We start from the raw sequence: 23,199 nt of genomic DNA on the forward strand, positions 1-23,199 counted from the left end.
TGCGCCGGCGGTGGTTTCTGGGCCTACTTGATGACGTAGATCGTGATGAACAGACCGATCCAGACGACGTCGACGAAGTGCCAGTAGTACGACGTCACGATCGCCGCCGTGGCCTGCTCATGGGTGAAGCGCCGGGCCATGTAGGTCCGGGCGAGCACAAGCAGGAAGGCGATCAGGCCGCCCAGCACGTGCAGACCGTGGAAACCGGTGGTGAGGTAGAACGCCGAGCCGTACGGATCGGACGAGAGCGAGATGCCCTCGTGCGCGACCAGTTCGACATACTCGGCCACCTGTCCGCCGATGAAGATCGACCCCATCACGAAGGTGATCGCGAACCACATCCTGAGCCGCTTCACGTCACCGCGCTCAGCGGCGAAGACGCCGAACTGGCACGTGACCGAGGAGAGCACCAGGATCGTGGTGATGCTGAGGGCGTACGGCACGTTCAGCAGGTCCGCCTGGGCCTGCCAGTACTCGCTGCCCATCACCGATCGCAGGGTGAAGTACATCGCGAAGAGGGCCGCGAAGAACATCAGCTCAGAGCTCAGCCAGATGACTGTGCCGACGCTCGTGAGGTTCGGTCGGTTGACCGAGTGATGCGCGTGCCCGGTTTCTGCTTCTGCTGTTGCTGTCGCCACGCCGACATTATGTCGGTCGCTTATCCCGCACTCACCCCCGGGGGTCCCGTTCGGTGTGTCCGGGCTGATGTGCGGCCCCGGCAGGCGCTTTCCGGGCCGCGTCACGGCCTCGCGCGCCCCCGGCCCCTGCCCGCCGCGAGGGCCGACGGAGTACCATCCGGCCAGTGCCGTCCGCACGGTGTCCGCGCAGCGCGGCCCGGGCGGCGCCGTCCGCGCAGGCGGGCATGGGCAATCCATCGAGGAGGACGGATGCAGCACACCGCGACGGTGCTGGTCTACAGCGACAACGTCAACACCCGCGAGCAGGTGCGGATGGCGGCGGGCCGGCGGCCGGCCGCGGACCTTCCCCCGGTCGAGTACGTGGAGTGCGCCACGCTGCCCACGCTGCTCCGTCTGCTGGAGGAGGGCGGCATCGACGCCTGCGTGCTGGACGGCGAGGCGGTGCCCGCCGGTGGCATGGGTGTCTGCCGCCAGATCAAGGACGAGATCTTCGAGTGCCCGCCGGTGCTGCTGCTGATCGGCCGCCCGCAGGACGCCTGGCTGGCGACGTGGAGCCGCGCCGAGGCCGCCGTGCCGCGCCCGCTGGACCCGGCGGAGGTCGCGTTCGGCCTGGCCGCCGTGCTGCGCGAGCGGCTGCCCGCCGCAGCGTAGCCCGCACGCCGGGCCCACGGGCCCGTGGAACGCCCCGACGCCGCCACCCCGCCCAGGAGGGCCGGGGTGGCGGCGTCGCCGTCCGAGGGGCCGCCGCGGGGCGGTCACAGGGAGGGACGGAGGCGGCCGGAGTCGCCGCTTCCGGTGTCCGCGTCGGCGTCGCCGTGCAGGGCGCTCCCCTGCTGCCAGGCGTCCCAGTCCATGTTCCAGTCACCGAAGCCGTTGCCGAAGTACGCCATGTCGGCGCCGTAGCCGTTGACGTGTTCGACGATGTCGCCGACCTTGACGTACTCGAAGAACCAGCGGGCGTCCTCCGTGCTCAGGCCGGTGCAGCCGTGGCTGACGTTGTCGGCGCCGTGCGAGCCGGCGGACCAGGGCGCGCCGTGCACGTACTCCCCGCTCCAGGTCAGCCGCGCCGCCCAGTAGACGTCGAGGTCGTAGTACTCGGAGCTGCCGGGCGCGATGCCGATGCTGCTGCCGACCATCCGCACGTGCTGCTCCTTGCCGAGCACCACCTTCTTGCCCTCCCGGGTGCGGAACCCCTCCTTGCCGGTGGTCATCGGCATCGTGCGCACGACCTCGCCGTTGTTCCTGACCGTCATGGTGAGGGTGCCGATGTCGGCGACCGCCTCCACGCGGTCGCCGGTGCGCAGCGTCAGCGGCTCGGACTCCCCGCCGCGCAGCCCGTCCTGGATGTGCACTCCGTCGAGTGCGGAAGTCACCCGGACGGTGGAGTTGGCGGGCCAGTACTCGGCCGGACGGAAGTGCATCGTCCTGCCGTCGGCCCAGTGCCAGCTGCCCTCGACGGCGGGTTCGGACTCGACCGTGATCAGCCTCTCCACGACGGCGCGGGCGGCGCGGTCCTCGATCTCCTCGCTCAGCTCGGCCGTGACGGGCTGGCCGACGCCGTAGGTGCCCTTCTCGGGCCCGAAGGTGATTTCCAGCGCGGTGGCGTCGGCGTCCTTGGTGGTGAAGACGTGGGTGCGGCGTCCGGGGTGGCCGGCGGCGTTCTCGGTGGCCACCTCGACCGTGTACTCGATGCCGGCGGCCAGCGGGGTGGTGCTGCTCCACGTGCCGCCGTCGGCGGTGAGCTCCCCGGTGACGGTGCGGCCGGCGGCGTCGACGGCGGTCACGTCGGTGATCCGCGACTCCTCGGACGTGGCGGTGACCTTCAGCGGCTCGGCGGGGTCCACCGCCGCCTGTTCGGCTCCCTCGGCCGGCCCGAAGGAGACCTCCGAGGCCGCGTCGTAGGGAGTGCTGGGTACGGATGACGCGGTGCCGCCGCCGCAGGCGGTCAGCCCGGCCATCAGTGGGGCGAGTATGAGGGCGCAGCCGAGCGTCATTCGACGCCGGGCGGCCCCGCGGAGCGGGCCGGCCGCAGGGGCGCGGGGGGCGTCCCTGTCGGCGTTCCCGTCGGTGATGACATTCCCGTGACTCATGGTCATAAAATATGAAGAATGTCCGCCATTGGCGCGCGGAGCGCATGCAAACGGGTCGGCCCCCGGACGTTTCGTCCGGGGGCCGACCCGTTCGGCGGTTGTGCCGCCCTGCCGCGTGGTGCTGGTCGCTACTGGGTCTGGTTCTCGCCCCGGTAGTACTCGAAGACCCACAGCCACAGGCCGATGGCCAGCAGCGGGGCGGTGAAGTACAGGAACCACCAGCCGAAGACCGGGCCGAGGAAGGCCGTCATACCGCCCGCGCCCAGCGCCAGCGGCGCCCAGCTGTGCGGGGAGAAGAAGCCCAGCTCACCGGCGTCGTCCGCGACGTCGGCCTCTTTGTTGTCCTGCGCCCCGGTGTCCACCCGGCGGGCGGTGAAGACCAGGTAGAACCCGATCATCACCGACAGGCCGAAGGAGAGGAAGAGGGCGGTGGTGCCGACGGGCTCCTTGGACCAGACGCCGTACACGATGGCGACGACCAGGATGAAGCCCGCCAGCCAGTTGAACATGTGGCCCTGGATCTTCACTTGGTGTGCTCCTCACGGGACACCGCAGCGCCCACGCCGTGGTTCTCCAGTTGGTCCCGCTCCGCCTGCTCGGGGTGGTGCAGGTCGAACGCGGGAGATTCGGAACGGATGCGCGGCAGCGTGACGAAGTTGTGCCGCGGCGGCGGGCAGGAGGTAGCCCATTCGAGCGACCGTCCGTAGCCCCACGGGTCGTCGACCTCGACCTTCTCGCCGTACTTCCACGTCTTCCAGACGTTGTAGAAGAACGGGAGCATCGACATGCCGAGCAGGAACGACCCGACGGTGGAGATCATGTTCAGCGTGGTGAAGCCGTCGGCGTGCAGGTAGTCCGCGTACCGGCGGGGCATGCCCTCGGCGCCGAGCCAGTGCTGCACCAGGAAGGTGCCGTGGAAGCCCACGAACAGCGTCCAGAAGGTGATCTTGCCGAGCCGCTCGTCCAGCATCTTGCCGGTCCACTTCGGCCACCAGAAGTGGAAGCCGGCGAACATCGCGAAGACGACCGTGCCGAACACCACGTAGTGGAAGTGCGCCACCACGAAGTAGCTGTCCGAGACGTGGAAGTCCAGCGGCGGCGAGGCGAGGATGACGCCGGTCAGACCACCGAAGAGGAAGGTGACCAGGAAGCCGACGGTCCACAGCATCGGCGTCTCGAAGCTCAGCGAGCCCCGCCACATGGTGCCGATCCAGTTGAAGAACTTCACGCCCGTCGGAACCGCGATCAGGAACGTCATGAACGAGAAGAACGGCAGCAGCACCGCGCCCGTCACGTACATGTGGTGCGCCCAGACCGTCACCGAGAGACCTGCGATGGCGATGGTCGCGCCGACCAGGCCGATGTAGCCGAAGATCGGCTTGCGGCTGAAGACCGGGATGATCTCGGAGACGATGCCGAAGAACGGCAGCGCGATGATGTACACCTCGGGGTGGCCGAAGAACCAGAACAGGTGCTGCCACAGGATCGCGCCGCCGTTGGCCGCGTCGAAGATGTGGGCGCCGAAGATCCGGTCGGCGGCGAGGCCGAAGAGGGCGGCGGCCAGCACCGGGAAGGCCAGCAGGACCAGCACACCGGTCAGCAGGACGTTCCAGGTGAAGATCGGCATCCGGAACATCGTCATGCCGGGTGCGCGCATGCAGATGATCGTGGTGATGAAGTTGACCGCACCGAGGATCGTGCCGAAACCGCCGAGCGCCAGGCCCATCACCCACATGTCCGCGCCCATACCGGGCGAGCGGACCGCGTCGGAGAGCGGCGAGTAGGCGAACCAGCCGAAGTTGGCCGCGCCCTGCGGCGTGAAGAACGCGCCGACGACGATCAGACCGCCGAACAGGTACAGCCAGTAGGCCAGCATGTTCAGCCGCGGGAACGCCACGTCGGGCGCGCCGATCTGCAGCGGCATGATCCAGTTCGCGAAGCCGGCGAACAGCGGCGTCGCGAAGAGCAGCAGCATGATCGTGCCGTGCATCGTGAACAGCTGGTTGAACTGCTCGTTGCTGACGATCTGGCTGCCCGGACGGGCCAGCTCGGCCCGCATGATCAGCGCCATCGCGCCGCCGACGATGAAGAAGGCGAACGACGTGATGAGGTACATCGTGCCGATCGTCTTGTGGTCAGTGGTCGTCAGCCACTTCACCGCGATCTGGCCGGGTGACTTCTTGCGTGCGGGCGGCGCGCCGACCGGCGTCCGCCCGGACTCGGAGGGCTTCTCGAGGATCGTCACGGCTGGTTCGTCTCCGCGTTCTTGGCGGCGTCGGTCTGCGCGATACCCGCCGGGATGTAGCCGGTCTGGCCCCTGTCCGCCAGATCCTGCAGGTGCTCCTGGTACTCCTCCGGCGACACCACCTTGACGTTGAACAGCATCCGGGCGTGGTCCTCACCGCAGAGCTCGGCGCACTTGCCGAGGAAGGTGCCCTGCTTGTTGGGGGTCACCTCGAAGCGGTTGGTGTGGCCCGGGATGACGTCCATCTTCATCAGGAAGGGGACAACCCAGAAGGAGTGGATGACATCACGCGAAGTGAGGATGAACTGCACGGTCTCGCCCTCGGGCAGGACCAGGGTCGGGCCGGGGTTGCCGGTGTCCGGGTTCCGGTCCGCGGGGGTGCCGACGTCGTAGACGCCGTCCGCGTTCTCGGGGACCGCGTCCATCATCCGGTCGGGGATGGCGGACAGCTCCGCGGCGTCCTGCGCGAAGGTGTCCCCCTCGCCCACCGGCTCCAGGTAGTTGAAGCCCCAGCTCCACTGGAAGCCCACCACGTTGATCACGTGGTCCGGCTGCTCGGAGGTCTTCAGCAGTTCCGTCTGGTCGCGCGCGGTGAAGTAGAACAGCACCGAGACGATGATGAGCGGAGCCAGCGTGTACAGCGCCTCGATGGGCAGGTTGTACCGCGTCTGCGGCGGGACTTCCACCTTGGTCCGGGACCGGCGGTGGGAGAACACACTCCACGCGATCAGACCCCAGACGATTACGCCCGTGATGAGCGCGGCCGCCCACGATCCCTGCCACAGCGACAGGATGCGGGGCGCCTCCTCCGTCGCCGGACTGGGCATACCGAGGCGAGGGAAATCCTCGGATGTGCAACCGGTCGCGGTTGCGAGGACCAGGCCCGCGATGAGCGCCTGCGGCAGAATCCGCCGCATCGGACGCCGCGACGAGCGGTCGGAGCCGTTGGGACTCACGTAGCGCCTTCCCGAGAGTCTCGCCCGTGCGTCCGGTTCACCGCCATCGCTCGGCGACGGGGGCGCTTGACCTGGCACGGGCAGGGTTTGGATATTTACGCGGACCAAACCCTACTGGACACCCCATGGCGTTGCGCGGGGAGGGTGCCCAACGCGCCGTGGCGCCGCACCAGGGGATGTACCGGGCGCCACGGACGGGGCCCGCGGGACGCCGACCGGCGGGCCCGCGCCCCGATCGCGCACGTCCGCGGCGCACCCGGCGGGCCGTCACGCCCGGGTCCAGGACGCCTCACACCGGCCGGGCCCCGTCCGGCGGCGGACGCGGCGCGGACCGCCGCGGCTCCACACCTCTCGGGCATCCCGGGCGTGCCGGGCGTGCCGCGCCCGGCGCGGGCCACCCGGGCGCCGGGCGTAGCCTGCGGACGTGACGTACTTCGACGCCGCCTCCTCCGCTCCCCCGCACCCGCTCGCGCGCGAGGCGTTCCTCGCCGCCTGGGAGGAGGGGTGGGCCGACCCCTCCCGGCTGCACCGCGAGGGCAGGCGGGCGCGTCTGCTGCTGGACACCGCGCGGGAGAGCGCGGCGGAACAGGTCGGCTGCCGTCCGGACGAGTTGTCCTTCACCACCTCCGGCACCCGGGCGCTGCACACCGGGATCGCCGGATCGCTGACGGCGCGTCGCCGTGCCGGGCGGCATCTGCTGGTCTCCGCGGTGGAGCACTCGGCTGTGCTGCACGCCGCGGGCGCCCATCGGGACGAGGGCGGGGCGGTGACCGAGGTCTCGCCCGACCGCGCCGGACGGGTGGACGCCGGGGAGTGGGCGGCGGCGCTGCGTCCGGACACCGCGCTGGCGGTGCTCCAGTCCGCCAACCACGAGGTGGGTACCGAACAACCGGTCGAGGAGGTGGCGGAGGGCTGCGCGGCGGCCGGGGTACCGCTCCTGGTGGACGCGGCCCAGTCCCTGCCCTGGGGCCGGGTCCCGGGCTCCTGGTCGCTGCTGGCCGCCAGCGCCCACAAGTGGGGCGGCCCGGGCGGGGTGGGGCTGCTGGCGGTGCGCAAGGGGGTCAGGTTCGCGCCGCCGGAGCCGGCCGACGAGCGGGAGTGGGGGCGTTCGCCGGGCTACCCGTCCCTGCCGGCGGTGGTGGCGGCGGCCGTCGCCCTGCGGGCGGTGCGGGCCGAGGCGGTGGCGGAGGGCGAGCGGCTGCGGGCACTGGTGGACCGGGTGCGTGAGCGGGTGGCGCGCGAGGTCCCGGACACCACGGTGGTCGGCCACCCGGCGCTACGGCTGCCGCACATCGTCACCTTCTCCTGTCTCTACGTCGACGGGGAGGCGCTGCTGCACGCGCTGGACCGCGCCGGGTTCTCGGTCTCCTCCGGTTCCTCCTGCACCTCCTCCACGCTCACCCCGAGCCATGTGCTGCGCGCCATGGGGGTGCTGTCGGAGGGGAACGTGCGGCTGTCCCTGCCCCGGGGGACGACGGAGGCGGAGGTGGAGCGGTTCCTCGACGTGCTGCCGGGAGCCGTGGCGGGAGTGCGCGACCAGCTCACGGCCCCGGCCGTCTCCGCGACGGCGAGCGCCGGTGCGGGCGAAGGCGGAGCGGGCGAGGAGGCGGCGGGCGCAGACGTGGCGGGTGACGGCTCGGCGAGTGGCGGCCACGCGGCCCCCGTTCAGCCGCGGCGCCGCGGCGCGGGCGCGGGGGCGCTGGGCGAACGGACCGTGAACGCGCTCGGACTGCGCTGCCCGATCCCGGTCATCGAACTGGCCAAGATGATGCCGCGCGTTCCGGTCGGCTCCGTCGTCCGGGTGCTGGCCGACGACACCGCCGCGCGGCTGGACATCCCGGCCTGGTGCGAGATGCGGGGCCAGGAGTACCTGGGCGAGGTGCCGTTGCCCGCCGAGGACGGCGCCGGCGCCGTCTACCGGGTCCGCCGCTCGGTGTGAGCGCGCGGAGGCGCGCGGAGGAGGCACGGCTCCGCCCTCCGGCCCGGGGCTCGGGCGCGGAGGGCGGTAGGGCGGGAGGGCGGTGTGGCCCGGCGGTACGCGAGTGGTCCGTCGCGCCGGTGTCAGACGCCGAGGTGGCCGCGGAGCTCGTCCGCCGCCTCCGGGCCGTAGGCCTTGGTGAACCGCTCCAGGAAGGTGCCGCGCAGCAGGGTGTACTCCTGGGTGCCGACGGTCTCGATGACGAGGGTGGCCATCATGCAGCCGACCTGGGCGGCGCGCTCCAGGGAGGAACCCCAGACCAGGCCGGAGAGGAAACCGGCCCGGAAGGCGTCGCCGACGCCGGTGGGGTCGGCCTTGCGCTCCTCCTCGGGGCAGGAGACGCGGATCGGCTCCTCGCCGGCGCGCTCGATGACCGCGCCCTTGGCGCCGAGAGTGGTGACCCGGGTGCCGACGCGGCTGAGGATCTCCGCCTCGTCCCAGCCGGTCTTGGTCTCGATCAGCGCCTTCTCGTACTCGTTGCTGAAGAGGAAGGCGGCGCCGTCGGTGAGCGCGCGGATCTCCTCGCCGCCCATCCGGGCGAGCTGCTGGGAGTAGTCGGCTGCGAACGGGATCGAGCGGGAGCGGCACTCCTCGGTGTGCCGCATCATCGCCTCGGGGTCGTCGGCTCCGATGTGGACCAGGTCCAGGCCGTCGACGCGGTCGGCGACCGTCTTCAGCTCGATCTGCCGGGCCTCGCTCATGGCGCCGGTGTAGAAGGAGCCGATCTGGTTGTGGTCCGCGTCGGTGGTGCAGACGAAGCGGGCGGTGTGCAGGACCTCGGAGATCCGCACGGACTCCGTGTCCACGCCGTGCCGGTCCAGCCAGGCGCGGTACTCGTCGAAGTCGGCGCCGGCCGCGCCCACCAGCACCGGTGCGGCGCCGAGCTGGCCCATGCCGAAGCAGATGTTGGCGGCGACGCCGCCGCGCCGCACGTCCAGGCCGTCCACCAGGAACGACAGCGAGACGGTGTGCAGTTGATCCCCGACGAGCTGGTCCGCGAACCGGCCCGGGAAGGTCATCAGATGGTCAGTGGCGATGGAGCCGGAAACGGCGATGCGCACAGCGTGCTGCTCCTGGGTCGGGACGTGGTGCCGGGCGAGGGACGGGCCCAGGCTACCGGCAGCGGCCGAAGCGTGGGGCGACTGGAGGGAACCCGTGGCCCGCCCGGTCCGTCAGAGGGGACAGAGCGGGCCGGAAGGGCCCATCGCCACCCGAGGAGTGACGTCGTGACTGAACCAGAAGTCGTGACCGACGAGGAATCCGGCGCCGGGCGCCGGGGCGGGCGCCGCTGGGCAGCGGTGACCGCCATCGCCGCCTCCGTCGTCCTGCTGGCGGGCGGTGCCTACGGCGTGAGCCTGGTGACCGGCGGCGCGGAGGCCCCGGAGCAGCTGGCGATCGACGGCGGAGCGGCGGGAGCCGGCGAGGCCGCGTCCGAGGAGCTGGGCCCGGTCTTCTACCGCGCCGGCGACGCACTGCCGGGGACCCCGGAGGACGCTCCGGTCTTCCGCTTCGACGGAACGGTGGACGCCGCCACGGTGGCGGAGCTGGCCGAGGTCCTGGGAGTGGCGGGCGAGCCCGAACTCGCCGACGGCTACTGGCAGGTGGGCGCCGCTCTGCCCGACGGCGAGCTGCGGCTGCTGGTCGAGGAGAGCGGTGGCGGCCAGTGGTCGCTGTCGCCCTACGCCGCCCCGGACCTGCTCCCGGCCGACACGGACCCGGCTGCCTCGGTGGAGCCCACCGTCGAGCCGGTGGAGACCGTCGAGCCCGCCCGGCCCGTCGGCGGCCTGCCCGGGATGCCCCCGGTGGACCTGCCGGTGGAACCCGGCCCGGAGCCCGGTCTGACCGACAAGGCACCCCGGGAGCCCGGGCCACACGACGGGGAGCGCGGTCTGGAGGACGCGCCGGTCCCGCAGGATCTGGAGCGCACGACCCCCGGGGCGGCCCCGACCGAGGAGCCCTCCGAACCGGCTTCGCCCGACGACGGTGTCTCCTCCGACCACGACGGCGGCCGCGGTGTCGACGACGCTCCCACCACCCCGGCCGAACCGGTCACCGAGAAGGAGGCGCTCGCATCCGTCGCGCCGCTGCTGACGGAGCTGGACCTTCCGGCGGAGCGCGCCGACGCCTCCCAGGTCGACGGCGACCAGCGGGTGGTCGCGGTGGACCCGGCCGTGGACGGCTACGCCACCTACGGCTGGAGCACCCGGCTCGCGGTCGGCCCGGACGGCCGGATCGTCAACGGCTTCGGGAGTCTGCTCACCCCGGTCGCGGACGACAGCTATCCGCTGATCGGCGCGGAGGAGGCGCTGGCGCAGCTGAACGGAGGCGCGGCCGAGCCCTCGGACGGCGCCCGCGTCGTCGAGGTGACCGGCGCCGAGCTGGGCCTCGGGTACGAGTCCTCGGACGGCGAGCCGGTCCTGGCACCGACCTGGCTGTTCAGCGTCGACGACGAGGACACGTTCGTCACCGACCCGTCCTGGTACCGGGTCAGCCACCTCGCCGTCGAGCCGGCCCTGGTGACGGGAGTGGCCGGCTCCTGGCCGGGCGGGGGTGCGGACATCGGCGCCGGCGAGCCGGGGTCCGGGCCGGCCGAGCCGTCCGAGCCCGGCACTGGCGGTGACACACCCGCCCACCAGGGCGGCGCACCGGACGCCCCCGGTGACGCCATGGCTCCGCCCCCCGGCCCGCTGACCGGCCTGGAGCCCTACGGAGACGGGGCCACCGAGCTGACGTACTGGAACTGGACCGGGGTGTGCGGCGACTACACCGCCGTGGCCCGGGAGACCGAGGACACGGTGACCGTCGAGCTGCTGCACGAGAGCGACGGCAACGACGTGTGCGTGCTGATGGCGGTGTCCAAGCCCTTCACGGTGACGCTGGAGGCGCCGATCGGGGACCGGACCGTGCTGGACGAGCACGGCGAGGAACTGGAGCAGCTGAGCGACCTCAGCCGGCAGTACCTGGAGGACAACCGCGATCACTCCTGAACGCCCGCCCCGCCCGGTGCAGCCGGGTGGGGCGGACGGCCGGTCGGCCCGGCGTTGTGAGGGTCCGGGCGGACACGGCTGAGGCCGGGAGAGTCCCCGCTACGGCAGGCGGGGGCCTCCCGGCCTCTCGCGTTCCCCGGCCCCGGACGGACGCGCCCGTGGCGGGCCCGGGCCCCGGCCGCCTGATCGGGGGTCCGGACCGCGGCCCGGACCGGCCCTGGACCGGCCCTGGACCGGGGTCCGGAGCCGGGCACGACGAAGCCGCCACGGCGTGGACCGTGACGGCTTCGGGTGCGGCCGTGCCGCGAGCGAGCCGGGCGCCACCGCTCGGGGCGGCGGCACCGCGCGGCTCAGCTGAAGGAGTCGCCGCAGGCGCAGGAGCCGGTGGCGTTCGGGTTGTCGATGGTGAAGCCCTGCTTCTCGATGGTGTCGACGAAGTCGATGGAGGCACCGCCCAGGTAGGGGGCGCTCATCCGGTCGGTGACGACCTTGACACCGTCGAAGTCCTTCACCACGTCGCCGTCGAGCGAGCGCTCGTCGAAGAAGAGCTGGTAGCGCAGGCCGGAGCAGCCGCCCGGCTGCACCGCGACCCGCAGCGAGAGGTCCTCGCGGCCCTCCTGCTCCAGCAGGTTCTTCACCTTCGAGGCGGCGGCGTCGGACAGGATGATGCCGTCGCTCACAGCGGTCTTGTCCTCAACGGACATCTGCTCTCTCCCGGGTAGTACGGACTGCTCTGCCGGCTGGTCAAACAACCGGAGTCCCGGATTCATTTCCGGTGGCCTCGTGCGTCTGTCACCCATCGTCCCACACCGGCGCGGGGACGCCGAGGGCGTCGCGGGACCCGGTGGACGGTGCGGCGCCGTCCGCGTCATGCGTCACATTGACACGATCGCCGTCGTCAAGGCGACGAGAAGTCGCTATCATAGATAACGTCAATCCGACGAGAAGTGCTGCGGAGAGCAGCCGGAGCCGCGCCGGCGCGTCACCCCGAAGCGCGCGGCAAGAGAGGTGTGCGCCGTGACCACCGCCCATCCCCTGGACGTCCAGCCGACGCCGCTCGCCCTGCTGCTCCTCGGCCGCGAGGCGGACCCGGCCAGCGAGCGGGGCGTGGACTGCCCCGGGGACCTCCCCTCCCCCTCGGACCCGACGCTGGTGGCCCGCGCCCGCGCCGCGAAGGAGGCCCTGGGCGACCGGGTGTTCGTGCTCGGCCACCACTACCAGCGCGACGAGGTCATCGAGTTCGCCGACGTCACCGGTGACTCCTTCAAGCTCGCCCGCGACGCGGCCGCCCGCCCGGAGGCCGAGTACATCGTCTTCTGCGGCGTGCACTTCATGGCCGAGTCGGCCGACATCCTCACCGGCGACGACCAGCAGGTCGTGCTGCCGGACCTCGCGGCGGGCTGCTCCATGGCCGACATGGCCACCGCCGAGCAGGTCGCCGAGTGCTGGGACGTGCTCACCGACGCCGGCGTCGCCGGAACCACCGTGCCCGTCTCCTACATGAACTCCTCCGCCGACATCAAGGCGTTCACCGGCCGGCACGGCGGCACCATCTGCACCTCCTCCAACGCGCGGCGCGCCCTGGACTGGGCGTTCGAGCAGGGCGAGAAGGTGCTGTTCCTGCCCGACCAGCACCTCGGGCGCAACACCGCCGTCCGCGACATGGGCATGTCGCTGGAGGACTGCGTCGTCTACAACCCGCACAAGCCCGGCGGCGGCCTCACCACGCAGCAGCTGCGCGACGCCAGGATGATCCTGTGGCGCGGCCACTGCTCGGTGCACGGCCGCTTCTCGCTGGAGTCGGTCGAGGACGTGCGGCAGCGCATCCCCGGCGTGAACGTGCTGGTCCACCCGGAGTGCCGCCACGAGGTGGTCTCGGCCGCCGACTACGTGGGGTCGACCGAGTACATCATCAAGACGCTGGAGGCGGCGCCCGCCGGTTCCAAGTGGGCGATCGGCACCGAACTCAACCTGGTACGGCGTCTGGCCAACCGGTTCGCGCCGGAGGGCAAGGAGGTCGTCTTCCTCGACCGCGCCGTCTGCTTCTGCTCCACCATGAACCGGATAGACCTGCCGCACCTGGTCTGGGCGCTGGAGTCGCTCGCGGAGGGCCGGACGGTCAACCGCATCCAGGTGGACCCGGAGACCGAGAAGTACGCCCGCGCGGCGCTGGAGCGGATGCTCGCCCTGCCCTGAGCGCGGGCACCCGCCGGCGGCGGGCGGTGAGCCGCACCGGTCAGCGCGGCGAGCCGCCCGGCGCCCCCGGTGCGGGGCCCGCGTCGAAGTACTGCCCGCCGCCCCCGCCGCCGTGCCGCCCCTCGCACCGGTCGGCCAGGAGCAGCAGCGCCAGCAGCGAACCGACGACGGCCACCACCAGTCCCCACGATCGCCCGCTCATCCGGTGATCATCTCAAGCGGCCCGCCCGGCCGGAAGAGCCCGCCGGCCGTGGACCGGGCGGGGGCCGCGTGGCGAGAATGGCGGGATGCTGCTGCGCCGGATCCAGGACAGCCGACGGGACACCGAGACCGTCCGGGAGCTGACCGCCGCCTCCTCCCGGGAGAACGGGGCCCGCGACGCGGGCACCACCGCGGGCCCGGTGGCGGCGGTCCGGCAGCGCCGGGCCACCGAGCACCTGGTCCGCAGCGATCCCGGCGGCTGCTGGCTGGCCGAGGACCTCACCGGACGCCCGCTGGGCGCGGTGCACGCGTCACTGCGCGAGGGCACCTGGGCGCTGCCGCTGCTCGTCGTCCACCCGCGGGCACGCGGCGGCGGGGTGGGCGGCGCGCTGCTGGCCCGGGCGCTGGAGTACGGGCGCGGCACCCTGCGCGGGATGACCGGCTGCTGCGCGGACCCGGTCGCCGCCCGGCTGGTACGCCACGCGGGGTTCGACCTGCACCCGACGCTGCGGCTCTCCGGCGCCCTGGACCACGCCCGGCTGCCGGTGCCCGACGGCCCGGCGATCGAGGGCGGCGCCGCCCAGCGCGATCTGATGGACTCGGTGGACCGCGCGGTGCGCGGTGGCGCGCACGGCCCCGACCACGCCGAACTGCTGCTGCACCACCGGGTGGTGGTCGCCGACGACCTGGCCGGCAGCGGCTACGCCTACGTCTGTGACGAGGGCCGGATCGAGCTGCTGGCCGCGACCTCCCGGCGCATCGCCGCCCGGCTGCTGGCCGCCGCGCTGCTGAGCCTGCCGTCGGGATCGCCGGTGACCCTCGCGCGGCTGACGGCCGACCAGCAGTGGGCGGTGGACGTGGGGCTGGCCGCCGGGCTGAACGTCACCGGCTCGGGCGTGCTCGGCCTGCGCGGCATGCGTCCGCCCGCGCCGTACATCCCCTCGGCCGCCTTCCTGTAGCGGCCCCTGCCGCGCCCGCCCCTCCCGCGACGGCGCCGCACGCACCGCACGCACCGCAGCCGTGACGCACGCGCCTCAACCGTGACGCGGTCGCACCAGCCCCGACTCGTACGCCGTCATCACCAGCTGCGCCCGGTCGCGGGCGGCGAGCTTGGCCAGCAGCCGGTTGATGTGGGTCTTGACCGTCAGCGGACTGACCGTCAGCCGGTGCGCGATCTCGTCGTTGGACAGCCCTCGCGCCACCTCCAGCAGCACCTCCCGCTCCCGGGCGGTCAGCGTGTGCAGCCCCTCCGGCTCGGCGACACCGCCGACGCCGGTGTCCGCCGCGAGGAAGCGGCCGATCAGCCCCCGCGTGGCGGCCGGCGAGAGCAGCGCGTCCCCGGCCACCACGACCCGGATCGCCGCCAGCAGCTCCTCCGGGCCGGCCCCCTTGCCCAGGAAGCCGCAGGCCCCGGCGCGCAGCGCGTCCACCACGTAGTCGTCCTGCTCGAAGGTGGTGAGGATGACGACGCGCACCCCGGAGAGCGCCGGATCGGCGCTGATCTCACGGGTGGCGGTCAGCCCGTCCATGCCCGGCATCCGGATGTCCATCAGCACCACGTCCGCACGCTCCTCCCGGAGCGCGCGCAGCGCCTGCACGCCGTCGGCGGCCTCCCCGACCACGCTCATGTCGGGCTCGGAGTCCACCAGCACCCGGAACGCGCTGCGCAGCAGCGCCTGGTCGTCGACCAGCAGCACCCGGATCGTCACAGGCATATCCCCCGCAGTCGCCGGGCGGGGCCGGCCGCCCCACCACGGGAGGTGCCGGGCCCACCGGCCGACGGGCGGCCCGTCCGGCAGACCGGCAGGCTGACGCGGACCAGGAACCCGCCGTCGGGGGCGGGCCCGGCGGCGAACGCGCCCCCGAGGGCCTCGGCACGCTCGCGCATCCCGGTCAGGCCGTGACCGCCGCCGCTCACCGCCGCCCCCGAGGGTGCGGCGCCGTCGTCGTGCACGGTGATCTCCAGCGCACCGGAGGTCCGCCCACCCGTGCGGACGAGCCGGACGGACGCGGACGGGCTGGGCCCGGCGTGCTTGTGCACATTGGTCAGTGCCTCCTGGACGACGCGGTAGGCGGCGAGGTCGACGGCGGCGGGCAGCGGTTCGCCGGCGGCCGGCGCCTCGACGGTGACGCTCATCCCGGCGCGGCCGAACCCCTCGACCAGATCGTCCAGCCGTGCCAGCCCGGACGTCGGCTCCGTCGGCGCCACCGGGTCGTCCCGCTGCCGCAGCAGGCCGACGGTCGTCTGGAGTTCCTCCAGCGCCTGGCGGCCCGCGTCCCGGACGTGGGCCAGCGCCTCCTTCGCCTGGTCGGGGCGGCTGTGCATCACATGGGAGGCCACGCCTGCCTGGACGTTGACCATGGCGATGTGGTGGGCGACCACGTCGTGCAGCTCCCGTGCGATCCGCAGCCGCTCCTCCGCCACCCGGCGGCGTGCCTCCTCCTCCCGGGTCTCCTCGGCCCGTTCGGCGCGCTCCCGGATGGCGTCGACCATGGCGCGCCGTCCCCGCACCGCCTCACCCGCGGCGGCGGCCAGGGCGAACCAGGCGAAGACGCCGACGTTCTCGGCGACATGCCAGGGCTGCGGCCCGAACACCATCGTCATGGCGGTGACCACCGTCGTGACCAGCAGCCCCAGCCGCCAGGTGGTCGACCTCCCCGTGTGGTTGGCGACCGTGAACAGCGCGACCACCGCCGCCGCATACACGGCCGGACCGCGCTCGGCGGGCTCCAGCAGCGCGGCGCCGGCAAGCAGGTCGGCCACCACCCCCAGGGTGGTGACGGTGAGCACGAGCACCGGGCGCCGCCGCCGGAACACCAGCGCCCCGGCGGCGAGCACCGCCAGCACAGCCGTGTGCGGGGGCAGTTCGCGGTAGCCGAGGCCGGTTCCGTGATTCGGGTAGTGGGCGACGGTGACCGAGCTGAGCACGATCACCACCAGCACCGCCGCCGCGAGAACCGCGTCCACGGCCAGCGGATGGCCGGCCACCCACCGCAGCAGCCGCAGCGGCACCGAGGGGCCTTCGTCGGGCGCCGGTGGGGTGGTCGCGCCGGGTTCGGCGTCGCGCTGGGGAGCCATGGCCTCGGGCACGGCCTCGGGCACGGCCTCGGCGGCGGGGCCGCTCAGGGCGGCGGGCGGGGGGCTGGTCACTCTGGCAAGGGTAAGCGGCGGCGGGCGACATGGACATCGCGCGGGCGAACGCGCCGACGCCCCGGCCCTCACGGGGAGGAACGGGGCGTCGGCGTGTTCACGCGAACCGCGGGTCGTGCACCGGGCGCCGGCCGCGGGGCCGGGCCGGGAGCGGCCCGACGGTCAGGACCTGGCCGGAGGTTCGTCCGGGATGAGGCCATCGTCCGACAGCATCGCGCGCACCTGCTCGATCGTCGCGTCGGGCGCCGGAAGGATCAGCTCCGACGGTTCGAGCGCGTCGTCCGGCAGCGGCGCACCCATGGTGCGGACCGCGTCGAGCAGGGCGGCGAGCGTCCGGCGGAAGCCCTCCTTGTCGTCCTGCTCGACCTCTGCCATGAGCTCGTCGTCGAGCTCGTTCAGCTTGGGGAAGTGGCTGTCGTCCAGCCGGACCTGCCCCTCCCCCATGATCCGTACGATCACTCCGTACTCCTTGTAAGAACCGTGTCGGGCAGGTGTTACTGCTTGTCGAACTTGGGGGTGTCCTGCCGCTGCTGGTCCTGCGCGCCCCCGTTGTCGCCGCTCTCCAGTGCCTGCGGGCTGCTGCCGCCGGCGAGTTCGGCCTTCATCCGCTCCAGCTCCAGGTCGACGTCGGAGCCGCTGGAGATGCGGTCCAGCTCGGCCGTGAGGTCGTCCTTGGAGGTGCCGGTCGGGTCGTCCAGGGCACCGGACGCCAGCAGCTCGTCGATGGCGCCGGACCGCGCCTGGAGCTCCTGCGTCTTGTCCTCGGCGCGCTGGATCGCCATGCCGACGTCGCCCATCTCCTCGGAGATGCCCGAGAAGGCCTCACCGATGCGGGTCTGCGCCTGCGCGGCGGTGTAGGTGGCCTTGATGGTCTCCTTCTTGGTACGGAAGGCGTCCACCTTGGCCTGCAGCCGCTGGGCGGCGAGGGTGAGCTTGTCCTCCTCGGCCTGTAGCGTCTGGTGCTGCGCCTCCAGGTCGGAGACCTGCTGCTGCAGCCCCGAGCGGCGGGTCAGTGCCTCCCGGGCCAGATCCTCCCGGCCGAGCGCCAGGGCCTTCTTGCCCTGGTCGCCGAGCTTGTCGGACTGGCCGCGCAGCTGGTTCAGCTGCAGCTCCAGCCGCTTGCGGGACGTGGCCACGTCGGCCACCCCGCGTCGTACCTTCTGCAGCAGTTCCAGCTGCTTCTGGTACGAGTAGTCGAGCGTCTCGCGCGGGTCCTCGGCCCGGTCCAGGGCCTTGTTGGCCTTCGCGCGGAAGATCATCCCCATCCGCTTCATGACACCGCTCATGGGCCTCGCGCGCCCCCTTCAGACAGCTCCGGATAATTCGCCAGGTGACCTCTAGCCTACGGGTCCCACCTCTATTAGCGCACCACCCGGCCATGATCACCCTCATCCGCAAGGACGATGACCGGCGGCGCCCGTAACGCTCAGGGACTAGGGACACGGCGAGCGGACGAACGGTTCCCGGCTTCCTGACGCTGCCTCACCGTCGCGCGAGCGGGCACACAGCGTCACCGAACCGGTCACCCGGGGTGCACGCCAGATATCGGATCGGGCACAGCCGGGCACCCCGGCGCTCCGGGGGCTTAGCCGCGAGGCCGGGAACGCTTAGGCTGGGGGTGTGTTCCGAAGCCGTTCGAATGAGACCAAAGACGCGCCGGCCACCGAGACCGCCGAGGTCGAGGGCCCGCCCGTGCGTGACCCGCAGGCCCCGAAGGGCCGGCCCACGCCGAAGCGGAGCGAGGCCGAGGCACTGCGCCGCGCCACCGCGAAGCCGCCGGCCAACCGCAAGGAGGCCGCCAAGCGCGCCCGGGAGGCCCGGAAGGCCGCGCTGGCCAAGCAGCGCGAGGCGCTGGTGACCGGTGACGAGAAGTACCTGCCGGTCCGCGACCGGGGCCCGGTGCGCCGCTACACGCGTGACTTCGTGGACGCCAAGTGGCATGTGGCGGAGTACTTCCTGCCCATCGCCGTCCTCATCCTGGTGATGAGCATGATCCCCTCGCAGCAGGCCGTCGCCCTGCTGATGTGGATGGGCGTCATCCTCATGATCGTCTTCGACTCGGTCGTGACCGGTGTCCGGCTGAAGAAGCAGCTGCGCGAGCGCTTCCCCGACGAGGGCCGCCGGGGCGCGGTCGCCTACGCCCTGATGCGGACCCTCCAGATGCGCCGGATGCGGCTGCCGAAGCCGCAGATCAAGCGCGGCGAGGCGCCCCGCTGAGACGACGCCGGGCGGGCCGGGCACGGTCCGCCGCGGCGTGCGTCCAGTGGCTCCGGCGCTGCCGGAGGCAGGCGCACCGTCACCCGTTGGGCCCGCCGTCAATCCCGTGACCGCCGAAGTCCCCGGGCGACAATCAGCCCATGACCGGCTCCCGCAGGAACACTCTCGCAACCTGTGCCGCCGCGCTCTGCGCGGCGGCACTGCTGTCGGCCTGCTCCGGTGGAGGGGGTAACCGCGACGGCGGCATCGCGGACGCCGGCCCCGCGGGCTCGGCGGCGTCGCTGGACGAGACCTTCCAGCAGGTGGTCGGCGACGTCCTGCCGTCGGTCGTCCAGATCACGACCGGGCAGGGTCTGGGCTCGGGGGTCGTCTACGACTCCGACGGCCACATCGTCACCAACGCCCATGTCCTCGGCGACTCGGACCGCTTCGAGGTGCTGCTGGCGAACAACCGCAAGCCGCTCGCCGCCCGGCTGGTCGCCGACTACCCGCCGCAGGACCTCGCCGTCATCCGGCTGGAGGACGCGCCCGACGACCTCAACCCGGCGACGTTCGGGAAGTCCTCGGACGTCGAGGTCGGTCAGATGGTGCTGGCCATGGGCAACCCGCTCGGTCTCGACTCCTCGGTCACCCAGGGCATCGTCTCGGCCGTGGGCCGTTCGCTCAGCGAGGGCGAGGGCGGGGCCACCCTCAGCAATCTGGTGCAGACCTCCGCCCCGATCAACCCCGGCAACAGCGGGGGCGCGCTGGTGAACCTGGGCGGCGAGGTGATCGGCATCCCCACCATCGGCGCGATGGAACCGGACGGCGGCGGGCAGGCGGCGGGCATCGGCTTCGCCATCCCGGCCGCGACCGTCACCGATCTCGCCGATCAGATGATCGAGAACGGCAAGGTGACCGACTCCGGGCGGGCGGCGCTGGGCGTCACCGTCCGCACCGTCCTCGGCGAGGGATTCCGCCCGGCGGGCGCGGCCGTGGTGGACGTGGCGGACGACGGCCCGGCCGCCGACGCCGGGCTGCGGGCCGGGGACGTGATCATCGCCGTCGCGGACGAGCAGGTGACCGACGTGGTCTCACTCGCCGAGGCGCTCGCCTCGCAGCAGCCGGGGGACAGCGTCGAGGTCACCTGGGAGCGCGACGACAGCGAGGAGTCGGCCAAGGTGAAGCTCGACGAGGTCTGACGGCCCCGGGCGGGCCCGGCGCGCTCTCCCCGCCTCGCGCGCCCGCTCGAAGACCTGAGCGCGTCTCAGAGCGCGTCGGCGCGGTTACGTCCTTCGCACCGCTGTATGCGCGTCGTGCGAGCATGACCGGATGTCATCCCCTACCCCACGAAGACGCCCGGACCTGGCCTGGTGCGGCTACGCGGCCTTCGTCCTCGGACTGCTCCACGCCGCGGCGAGCCTCTACTGGGGGCTGGGCGGCACAGCCGCGCTCCACACCATCGGAGGCGAACTGGAGAGACTGGCCCGGGAGCGTGACCCGGCCCTGCTCACCGTCGTCTGGATCACCGCCGCGCTCAAGCTGTTCGCCGCGTTGCTCGGCCTCGCCGTGGTGCGCCACTGGGGCCGCCGTCTCCCCCGCCGCGCGCTGCTCGTCCCGGCGTGGGCCGCCGGCTCCGTCCTCACGGTCTACGGGGGAGCCCTGGTCCTCGGGCAGGCGATGGTGAAAGCCGGACTGATCGATGCCTCGCCCGATATGGACTGGACGGCCTTCCACTGGCACCTCTACCTGTGGGATCCCTGGTTCCTGCTGTGGGGGCTCTTGCTGTCCGCCGCGACGTACCGCTTCTCCCGCGACTCCCACGACTCCCACGGCGCCGACGGCGGGCACGCGGAGACAGGGCACAGTGGGCGGCGGGAGAAGCCGGGGAGCTGACACGGCCCCGGGCTGCGGAGAGACAAGAAGTGGGGAGACCGACCATGCGCCAGAGCGGGCAGCACATCGTGGTGACGGGTGCGCGGGCCAACAACCTGAAGGGGGTGGATCTACGCGTCCCGGTCGGCGTCCTGACCGTGGTGACCGGTGTATCCGGGTCCGGCAAGTCCTCGATCGTCTTCGGCACCATCGGTGTGGAGTCGCAGCGGCAGCTCAACGAGGTGTTCCCGGCGTTCATCCGTAACAGGCTGCCCCGCTACGAGCGCCCCGAGTTCGAGCTGATCGAGAACCTCGCGCCTGCCATCGTCGTGGACCAGAAGGCGGTGGGCGGCGGGACCCGCTCCACGGTGGGAACCATGACCGAGATCAACCCGGTGCTGCGGGTGCTGTTCTCACGGTACGGAGAGCCGAGCGCCGGACCGTCCAACGTCTACTCCTTCAACGACCCGCAGGGCATGTGCCCGCGCTGTGACGGCATCGGGGCCACGCTCCAACTGGACGTCGGCATGATGCTGGACCTCGATCGCTCCCTCAACGAGGGAGCGATCCTGCACGGCAACTTCGCCGTCGGCACCAACTACTGGAAGCGGTACGCGCAGATCAGCCGGTACGAGAAGGGCCGGGCCAGGGACGCGGACCTGGAGCCGGTCTTCGACCCGGACAAGCCGCTGCGCGACTACACCCGGCAGGAGATGGACCTGCTGCTGTACGGGGAGGGATTCCGGACGATCCGCCCCGACGATCTCGGCAACGTGGCCGTCAACGACTACGAGGGAATCGTCCCTCGCTTCACCCGGCGGTTCGTCAAGCCCGGGCTGGAGGCGCTGAAGGGAGCGGAGCGCAGGGCGACCGAACGGGTCGTCACCGAGCGGACGTGCCCCGCGTGCCGGGGAACCCGGCTGAACCGGGCGGCCCTGGAGTCGAGCATCGACGGCCGCGACATCGCCGACTACTGCGCGATGGAGATCGGAGACCTCGTCACCGAGCTGGAGCGGGTGGCCGACCGGTGGCCCGGTCCGGTGGTGCCCACCGCGCTCGCCTCACTGCGCCGCATCGTCTCGGTGGGACTGGGCTACCTCACCCTCGACCGGCCCACCCGCACGCTCTCCGGCGGCGAGGGGCAGCGCCTGAAGACCGTGCGCCACCTGGGGTCGGCGCTGACCGGGATGACGTACATCTTCGACGAGCCGAGTGTCGGCCTTCACCCCCACGACGTGGACCGGCTGAACAGGCTGCTGCTCGACCTGCGGGACAAGGGCAACACGGTCCTGATCGTCGAGCACAGCCGGGACGTCATCGCCATCGCCGACCATGTGATCGACATGGGCCCGGGCGCCGGCGCCGCGGGCGGCGAGATCGTGTTCACCGGCACGGTGGAGCAGCTCGCCGAGAGCGGGACGCTCACCGGCCGCCACTTCCGCGCGCGGCCCGATCTGAAGCCGCGCCCGCGCACGCCCACCGGCCGGCTCCCGGTGCGCGGGGCGGACCTGCACAACCTCCGGGACCTCTCCGTCGACTTCCCCACCGGGGTGCTGACCGTGGTCACCGGTGTGGCCGGATCGGGCAAGTCGACCTTGGTCTCGAGGGTCTTCACCGCGCGGCATCCGGACGCGATCGTGCTCGACCAGTCGGCACTGGCCGCCAACCCGCGTGCGACACCGGCCACCTACACCGGGATCTGGGACACGGTGCGGAAGCTGTTCGCGAAGGCGCACGACGTGGACCCGAGCCTGTTCAGCTTCAACGCCAAGGGCGCCTGCCCGGAATGCCGGGGGCGCGGCATCATCACCACCGACCTGGCGTTCATGGACCCGGTCACCACCGTCTGCGAGGTGTGCCGGGGCCGTCGCTACCGGCAGGAGGCGCTCGCGTACCGGGTGAACGGGCGCGACATCGCGGAGGTCCTGGACCTCACCGTGACGGAGGCCCGTGACTACTTCGACGACCCCTCCGTGATGCGGCGACTCGGCCCACTGCGTGAGGTCGGGCTTGGCTACCTCACGCTGGGACACCCGCTCTCCAAGCTGTCGGGTGGCGAGCGGCAGCGCGTCAAACTCGCCGACCGGCTTCACGAGAGGGGCAGCGTCTACGTGTTCGACGAACCGACCACCGGACTGCACATGGCGGACATCGACAACCTGCTGACGCTGCTGGACCGCCTGGTGGACTCGGGCAACACGGTCATCGCCATCGAGCACGACCTGGACGTCGTCAAACACGCCGACTGGGTCATCGACATCGGGCCGGGCGCGGGCGAGCAAGGCGGACAGGTCGTCTTCACCGGGACCCCCGCCGAGATGGCCGAGCGCTCCGACACCGTCACGGCCCGGTTCCTGCGCTCCGCGCTGCCGGTCGGGCGGACCCCGGAGGGCGGGGTGCCCGCGGATACCTGACCGGTGCCCCGCCCGGCTCCGTCCGCCCGCCTGAGCAGGGCGCGGACGGAGCCGGGCGCGGCCGGTCAGCCGGCCTCGTGCAGGCTCATCGGCCCGTAGACGGTGTTGCCGTCCTCACGCAGCAGCACCTGGTCGACGCCCTCGCCGCGCAGGTCCTGCCAGACCTCGCCGATCCAGGTCTCGGCGTCGCCCTGGGTGCTGAACTCCCCGGGCGGATCGCCGGGCTCGACCGCCGTGCCGTCCTGCTTCTCGAACCGCCAGTCCCACGCCAT

General features: G+C 72.4%; 22 protein-coding genes. 9 read left to right on the top strand and 13 right to left on the bottom strand.

Features of this window, described 5'->3' with window-relative positions:
- Positions 1-23: 23 nt before the first annotated feature.
- Positions 24-638, bottom strand: coding sequence for an aa3-type cytochrome oxidase subunit III (gene ctaE, locus E0D90_RS01175; protein WP_103502365.1), 615 nt, complete (start codon positions 636-638; stop codon positions 24-26).
- 249 nt (positions 639-887) lie between these two features.
- Between ctaE and E0D90_RS01180 the strand changes: the two genes are divergently transcribed.
- Entirely contained in the window at positions 888-1,289 is a 402-nt protein-coding gene (locus E0D90_RS01180; protein WP_103502364.1) for a hypothetical protein, read from the top strand.
- Positions 1,290-1,393: 104 nt separating this feature from the next.
- Here the strand turns inward: E0D90_RS01180 and E0D90_RS01185 are convergent, their stop codons facing one another.
- From E0D90_RS01185 to ctaC, 4 genes are all read right to left on the bottom strand, one after another.
- A complete protein-coding gene (locus tag E0D90_RS01185) occupies positions 1,394-2,596 on the bottom strand; it encodes a L,D-transpeptidase (RefSeq protein WP_130796309.1) in 1,203 nt (400 codons plus the stop codon).
- A 260-nt stretch (positions 2,597-2,856) separates the two neighbouring features.
- Positions 2,857-3,255 carry a cytochrome c oxidase subunit 4 gene (locus E0D90_RS01190; protein ID WP_103502362.1) on the bottom strand — a complete coding sequence of 133 codons (399 nt, stop codon included), beginning with the start codon at positions 3,253-3,255 and terminating at the stop codon, positions 2,857-2,859.
- Positions 3,252-4,973, bottom strand: coding sequence for an aa3-type cytochrome oxidase subunit I (ctaD, locus tag E0D90_RS01195; protein WP_103502361.1), 1,722 nt, complete (start codon positions 4,971-4,973; stop codon positions 3,252-3,254). Before ctaD ends, E0D90_RS01190 begins: the two co-directional genes overlap by 4 nt.
- Positions 4,970-5,929, bottom strand: coding sequence for an aa3-type cytochrome oxidase subunit II (gene ctaC, locus E0D90_RS01200; RefSeq protein ID WP_130796294.1), 960 nt, complete (start codon positions 5,927-5,929; stop codon positions 4,970-4,972). Before ctaC ends, ctaD begins: the two co-directional genes overlap by 4 nt.
- 424 nt (positions 5,930-6,353) lie before the next feature.
- On the opposite strand from ctaC, the gene E0D90_RS01205 reads away from it, so the two are divergent.
- Positions 6,354-7,868, top strand: coding sequence for a cysteine desulfurase/sulfurtransferase TusA family protein (locus tag E0D90_RS01205; RefSeq protein ID WP_130796295.1), 1,515 nt, complete (start codon positions 6,354-6,356; stop codon positions 7,866-7,868).
- Between the two features lie 122 nt (positions 7,869-7,990).
- Here the strand turns inward: E0D90_RS01205 and E0D90_RS01210 are convergent, their stop codons facing one another.
- Positions 7,991-8,968: a carbohydrate kinase family protein gene (locus tag E0D90_RS01210; RefSeq protein ID WP_130796296.1), complete on the bottom strand. Its 978-nt coding sequence runs from the start codon at positions 8,966-8,968 to the stop codon at positions 7,991-7,993.
- A 165-nt stretch (positions 8,969-9,133) separates the two neighbouring features.
- Here E0D90_RS01210 and E0D90_RS01215 point away from each other — a divergent pair, with 165 nt between their 5' ends.
- Positions 9,134-10,894 (top strand): hypothetical protein, encoded by a 1,761-nt coding sequence (locus E0D90_RS01215; RefSeq protein WP_130796297.1) that lies wholly within the window; start codon positions 9,134-9,136, stop codon positions 10,892-10,894.
- Between the two features lie 350 nt (positions 10,895-11,244).
- Here E0D90_RS01215 and erpA read toward each other — a convergent pair whose 3' ends face one another.
- Positions 11,245-11,598 carry an iron-sulfur cluster insertion protein ErpA gene (gene erpA, locus E0D90_RS01220; protein WP_103501768.1) on the bottom strand — a complete coding sequence of 118 codons (354 nt, stop codon included), beginning with the start codon at positions 11,596-11,598 and terminating at the stop codon, positions 11,245-11,247.
- A 313-nt stretch (positions 11,599-11,911) separates the two neighbouring features.
- On the opposite strand from erpA, the gene nadA reads away from it, so the two are divergent.
- Positions 11,912-13,090: a quinolinate synthase NadA gene (gene nadA, locus E0D90_RS01225; RefSeq protein WP_374754175.1), complete on the top strand. Its 1,179-nt coding sequence runs from the start codon at positions 11,912-11,914 to the stop codon at positions 13,088-13,090.
- Between the two features lie 40 nt (positions 13,091-13,130).
- Here the strand turns inward: nadA and E0D90_RS26435 are convergent, their stop codons facing one another.
- On the bottom strand, positions 13,131-13,292 hold the full coding sequence (locus tag E0D90_RS26435) for a hypothetical protein (protein WP_157996793.1): 162 nt from the start codon (positions 13,290-13,292) through the stop codon (positions 13,131-13,133).
- A gap of 85 nt (positions 13,293-13,377) precedes the next feature.
- Here E0D90_RS26435 and E0D90_RS01230 point away from each other — a divergent pair, with 85 nt between their 5' ends.
- Positions 13,378-14,250: a GNAT family N-acetyltransferase gene (locus E0D90_RS01230; RefSeq protein WP_130796298.1), complete on the top strand. Its 873-nt coding sequence runs from the start codon at positions 13,378-13,380 to the stop codon at positions 14,248-14,250.
- A gap of 75 nt (positions 14,251-14,325) precedes the next feature.
- Here E0D90_RS01230 and E0D90_RS01235 read toward each other — a convergent pair whose 3' ends face one another.
- The 4 genes from E0D90_RS01235 to E0D90_RS01250 all read right to left on the bottom strand — a co-directional run bounded on the left by E0D90_RS01235 (position 14,326) and on the right by E0D90_RS01250 (position 17,728).
- Positions 14,326-15,000: a response regulator gene (locus E0D90_RS01235; protein WP_130796310.1), complete on the bottom strand. Its 675-nt coding sequence runs from the start codon at positions 14,998-15,000 to the stop codon at positions 14,326-14,328.
- Entirely contained in the window at positions 14,997-16,442 is a 1,446-nt protein-coding gene (locus E0D90_RS01240; RefSeq protein ID WP_227869904.1) for a sensor histidine kinase, read from the bottom strand. The genes E0D90_RS01235 and E0D90_RS01240 overlap by 4 nt, the downstream gene beginning before the upstream one ends.
- A 162-nt stretch (positions 16,443-16,604) precedes the next feature.
- Positions 16,605-16,901 (bottom strand): PspA-associated protein PspAA, encoded by a 297-nt coding sequence (pspAA, locus tag E0D90_RS01245; RefSeq protein ID WP_103501764.1) that lies wholly within the window; start codon positions 16,899-16,901, stop codon positions 16,605-16,607.
- A 35-nt stretch (positions 16,902-16,936) separates the two neighbouring features.
- Entirely contained in the window at positions 16,937-17,728 is a 792-nt protein-coding gene (locus tag E0D90_RS01250) for a PspA/IM30 family protein (RefSeq protein WP_103501763.1), read from the bottom strand.
- Positions 17,729-18,062: 334 nt separating this feature from the next.
- Between E0D90_RS01250 and E0D90_RS01255 the strand changes: the two genes are divergently transcribed.
- The 4 genes from E0D90_RS01255 (at position 18,063) to E0D90_RS01270 (ending at position 22,927) form a co-directional block, all read left to right on the top strand.
- Positions 18,063-18,659, top strand: a complete 597-nt coding sequence (locus E0D90_RS01255) for a DUF3043 domain-containing protein (RefSeq protein WP_103501762.1) — start codon at positions 18,063-18,065, stop codon at positions 18,657-18,659.
- 140 nt (positions 18,660-18,799) lie between these two features.
- Positions 18,800-19,840 carry a S1C family serine protease gene (locus E0D90_RS01260; RefSeq protein ID WP_130796299.1) on the top strand — a complete coding sequence of 347 codons (1,041 nt, stop codon included), beginning with the start codon at positions 18,800-18,802 and terminating at the stop codon, positions 19,838-19,840.
- Between the two features lie 130 nt (positions 19,841-19,970).
- A complete protein-coding gene (locus E0D90_RS01265) occupies positions 19,971-20,534 on the top strand; it encodes a DUF3995 domain-containing protein (protein ID WP_130796300.1) in 564 nt (187 codons plus the stop codon).
- A 44-nt stretch (positions 20,535-20,578) separates the two neighbouring features.
- Positions 20,579-22,927 carry an excinuclease ABC subunit UvrA gene (locus E0D90_RS01270; protein WP_130796301.1) on the top strand — a complete coding sequence of 783 codons (2,349 nt, stop codon included), beginning with the start codon at positions 20,579-20,581 and terminating at the stop codon, positions 22,925-22,927.
- Between the two features lie 65 nt (positions 22,928-22,992).
- Here the strand turns inward: E0D90_RS01270 and E0D90_RS01275 are convergent, their stop codons facing one another.
- A complete protein-coding gene (locus E0D90_RS01275; RefSeq protein WP_103502241.1) occupies positions 22,993-23,199 on the bottom strand; it encodes a hypothetical protein in 207 nt (68 codons plus the stop codon).

The organism is Streptomyces otsuchiensis (assembly GCF_004305975.1).
Taxonomy (GTDB): domain Bacteria; phylum Actinomycetota; class Actinomycetes; order Streptomycetales; family Streptomycetaceae; genus Streptomyces; species Streptomyces otsuchiensis.

Excerpts from the sequence above, each read along its gene's own strand:
- E0D90_RS01180 (WP_103502364.1), top strand. The coding sequence starts at position 888 with ATGCAGCACACCGCGACGGTGCTGGTCTACAGCGACAACGTCAACACC.
- E0D90_RS01185 (WP_130796309.1), bottom strand. The coding sequence starts at position 2,596 with ATGGCCGGGCTGACCGCCTGCGGCGGCGGCACCGCGTCATCCGTACCC.
- erpA (WP_103501768.1), bottom strand. The coding sequence starts at position 11,598 with ATGTCCGTTGAGGACAAGACCGCTGTGAGCGACGGCATCATCCTGTCC.
- E0D90_RS26435 (WP_157996793.1), bottom strand. The coding sequence starts at position 13,292 with ATGAGCGGGCGATCGTGGGGACTGGTGGTGGCCGTCGTCGGTTCGCTG.
- E0D90_RS01230 (WP_130796298.1), top strand. The coding sequence starts at position 13,378 with ATGCTGCTGCGCCGGATCCAGGACAGCCGACGGGACACCGAGACCGTC.
- E0D90_RS01250 (WP_103501763.1), bottom strand. The coding sequence starts at position 17,728 with ATGAGCGGTGTCATGAAGCGGATGGGGATGATCTTCCGCGCGAAGGCC.
- E0D90_RS01260 (WP_130796299.1), top strand. The coding sequence starts at position 18,800 with ATGACCGGCTCCCGCAGGAACACTCTCGCAACCTGTGCCGCCGCGCTC.
- E0D90_RS01265 (WP_130796300.1), top strand. The coding sequence starts at position 19,971 with ATGTCATCCCCTACCCCACGAAGACGCCCGGACCTGGCCTGGTGCGGC.
- E0D90_RS01270 (WP_130796301.1), top strand. The coding sequence starts at position 20,579 with ATGCGCCAGAGCGGGCAGCACATCGTGGTGACGGGTGCGCGGGCCAAC.
- E0D90_RS01275 (WP_103502241.1), bottom strand. The coding sequence starts at position 23,199 with ATGGCGTGGGACTGGCGGTTCGAGAAGCAGGACGGCACGGCGGTCGAG.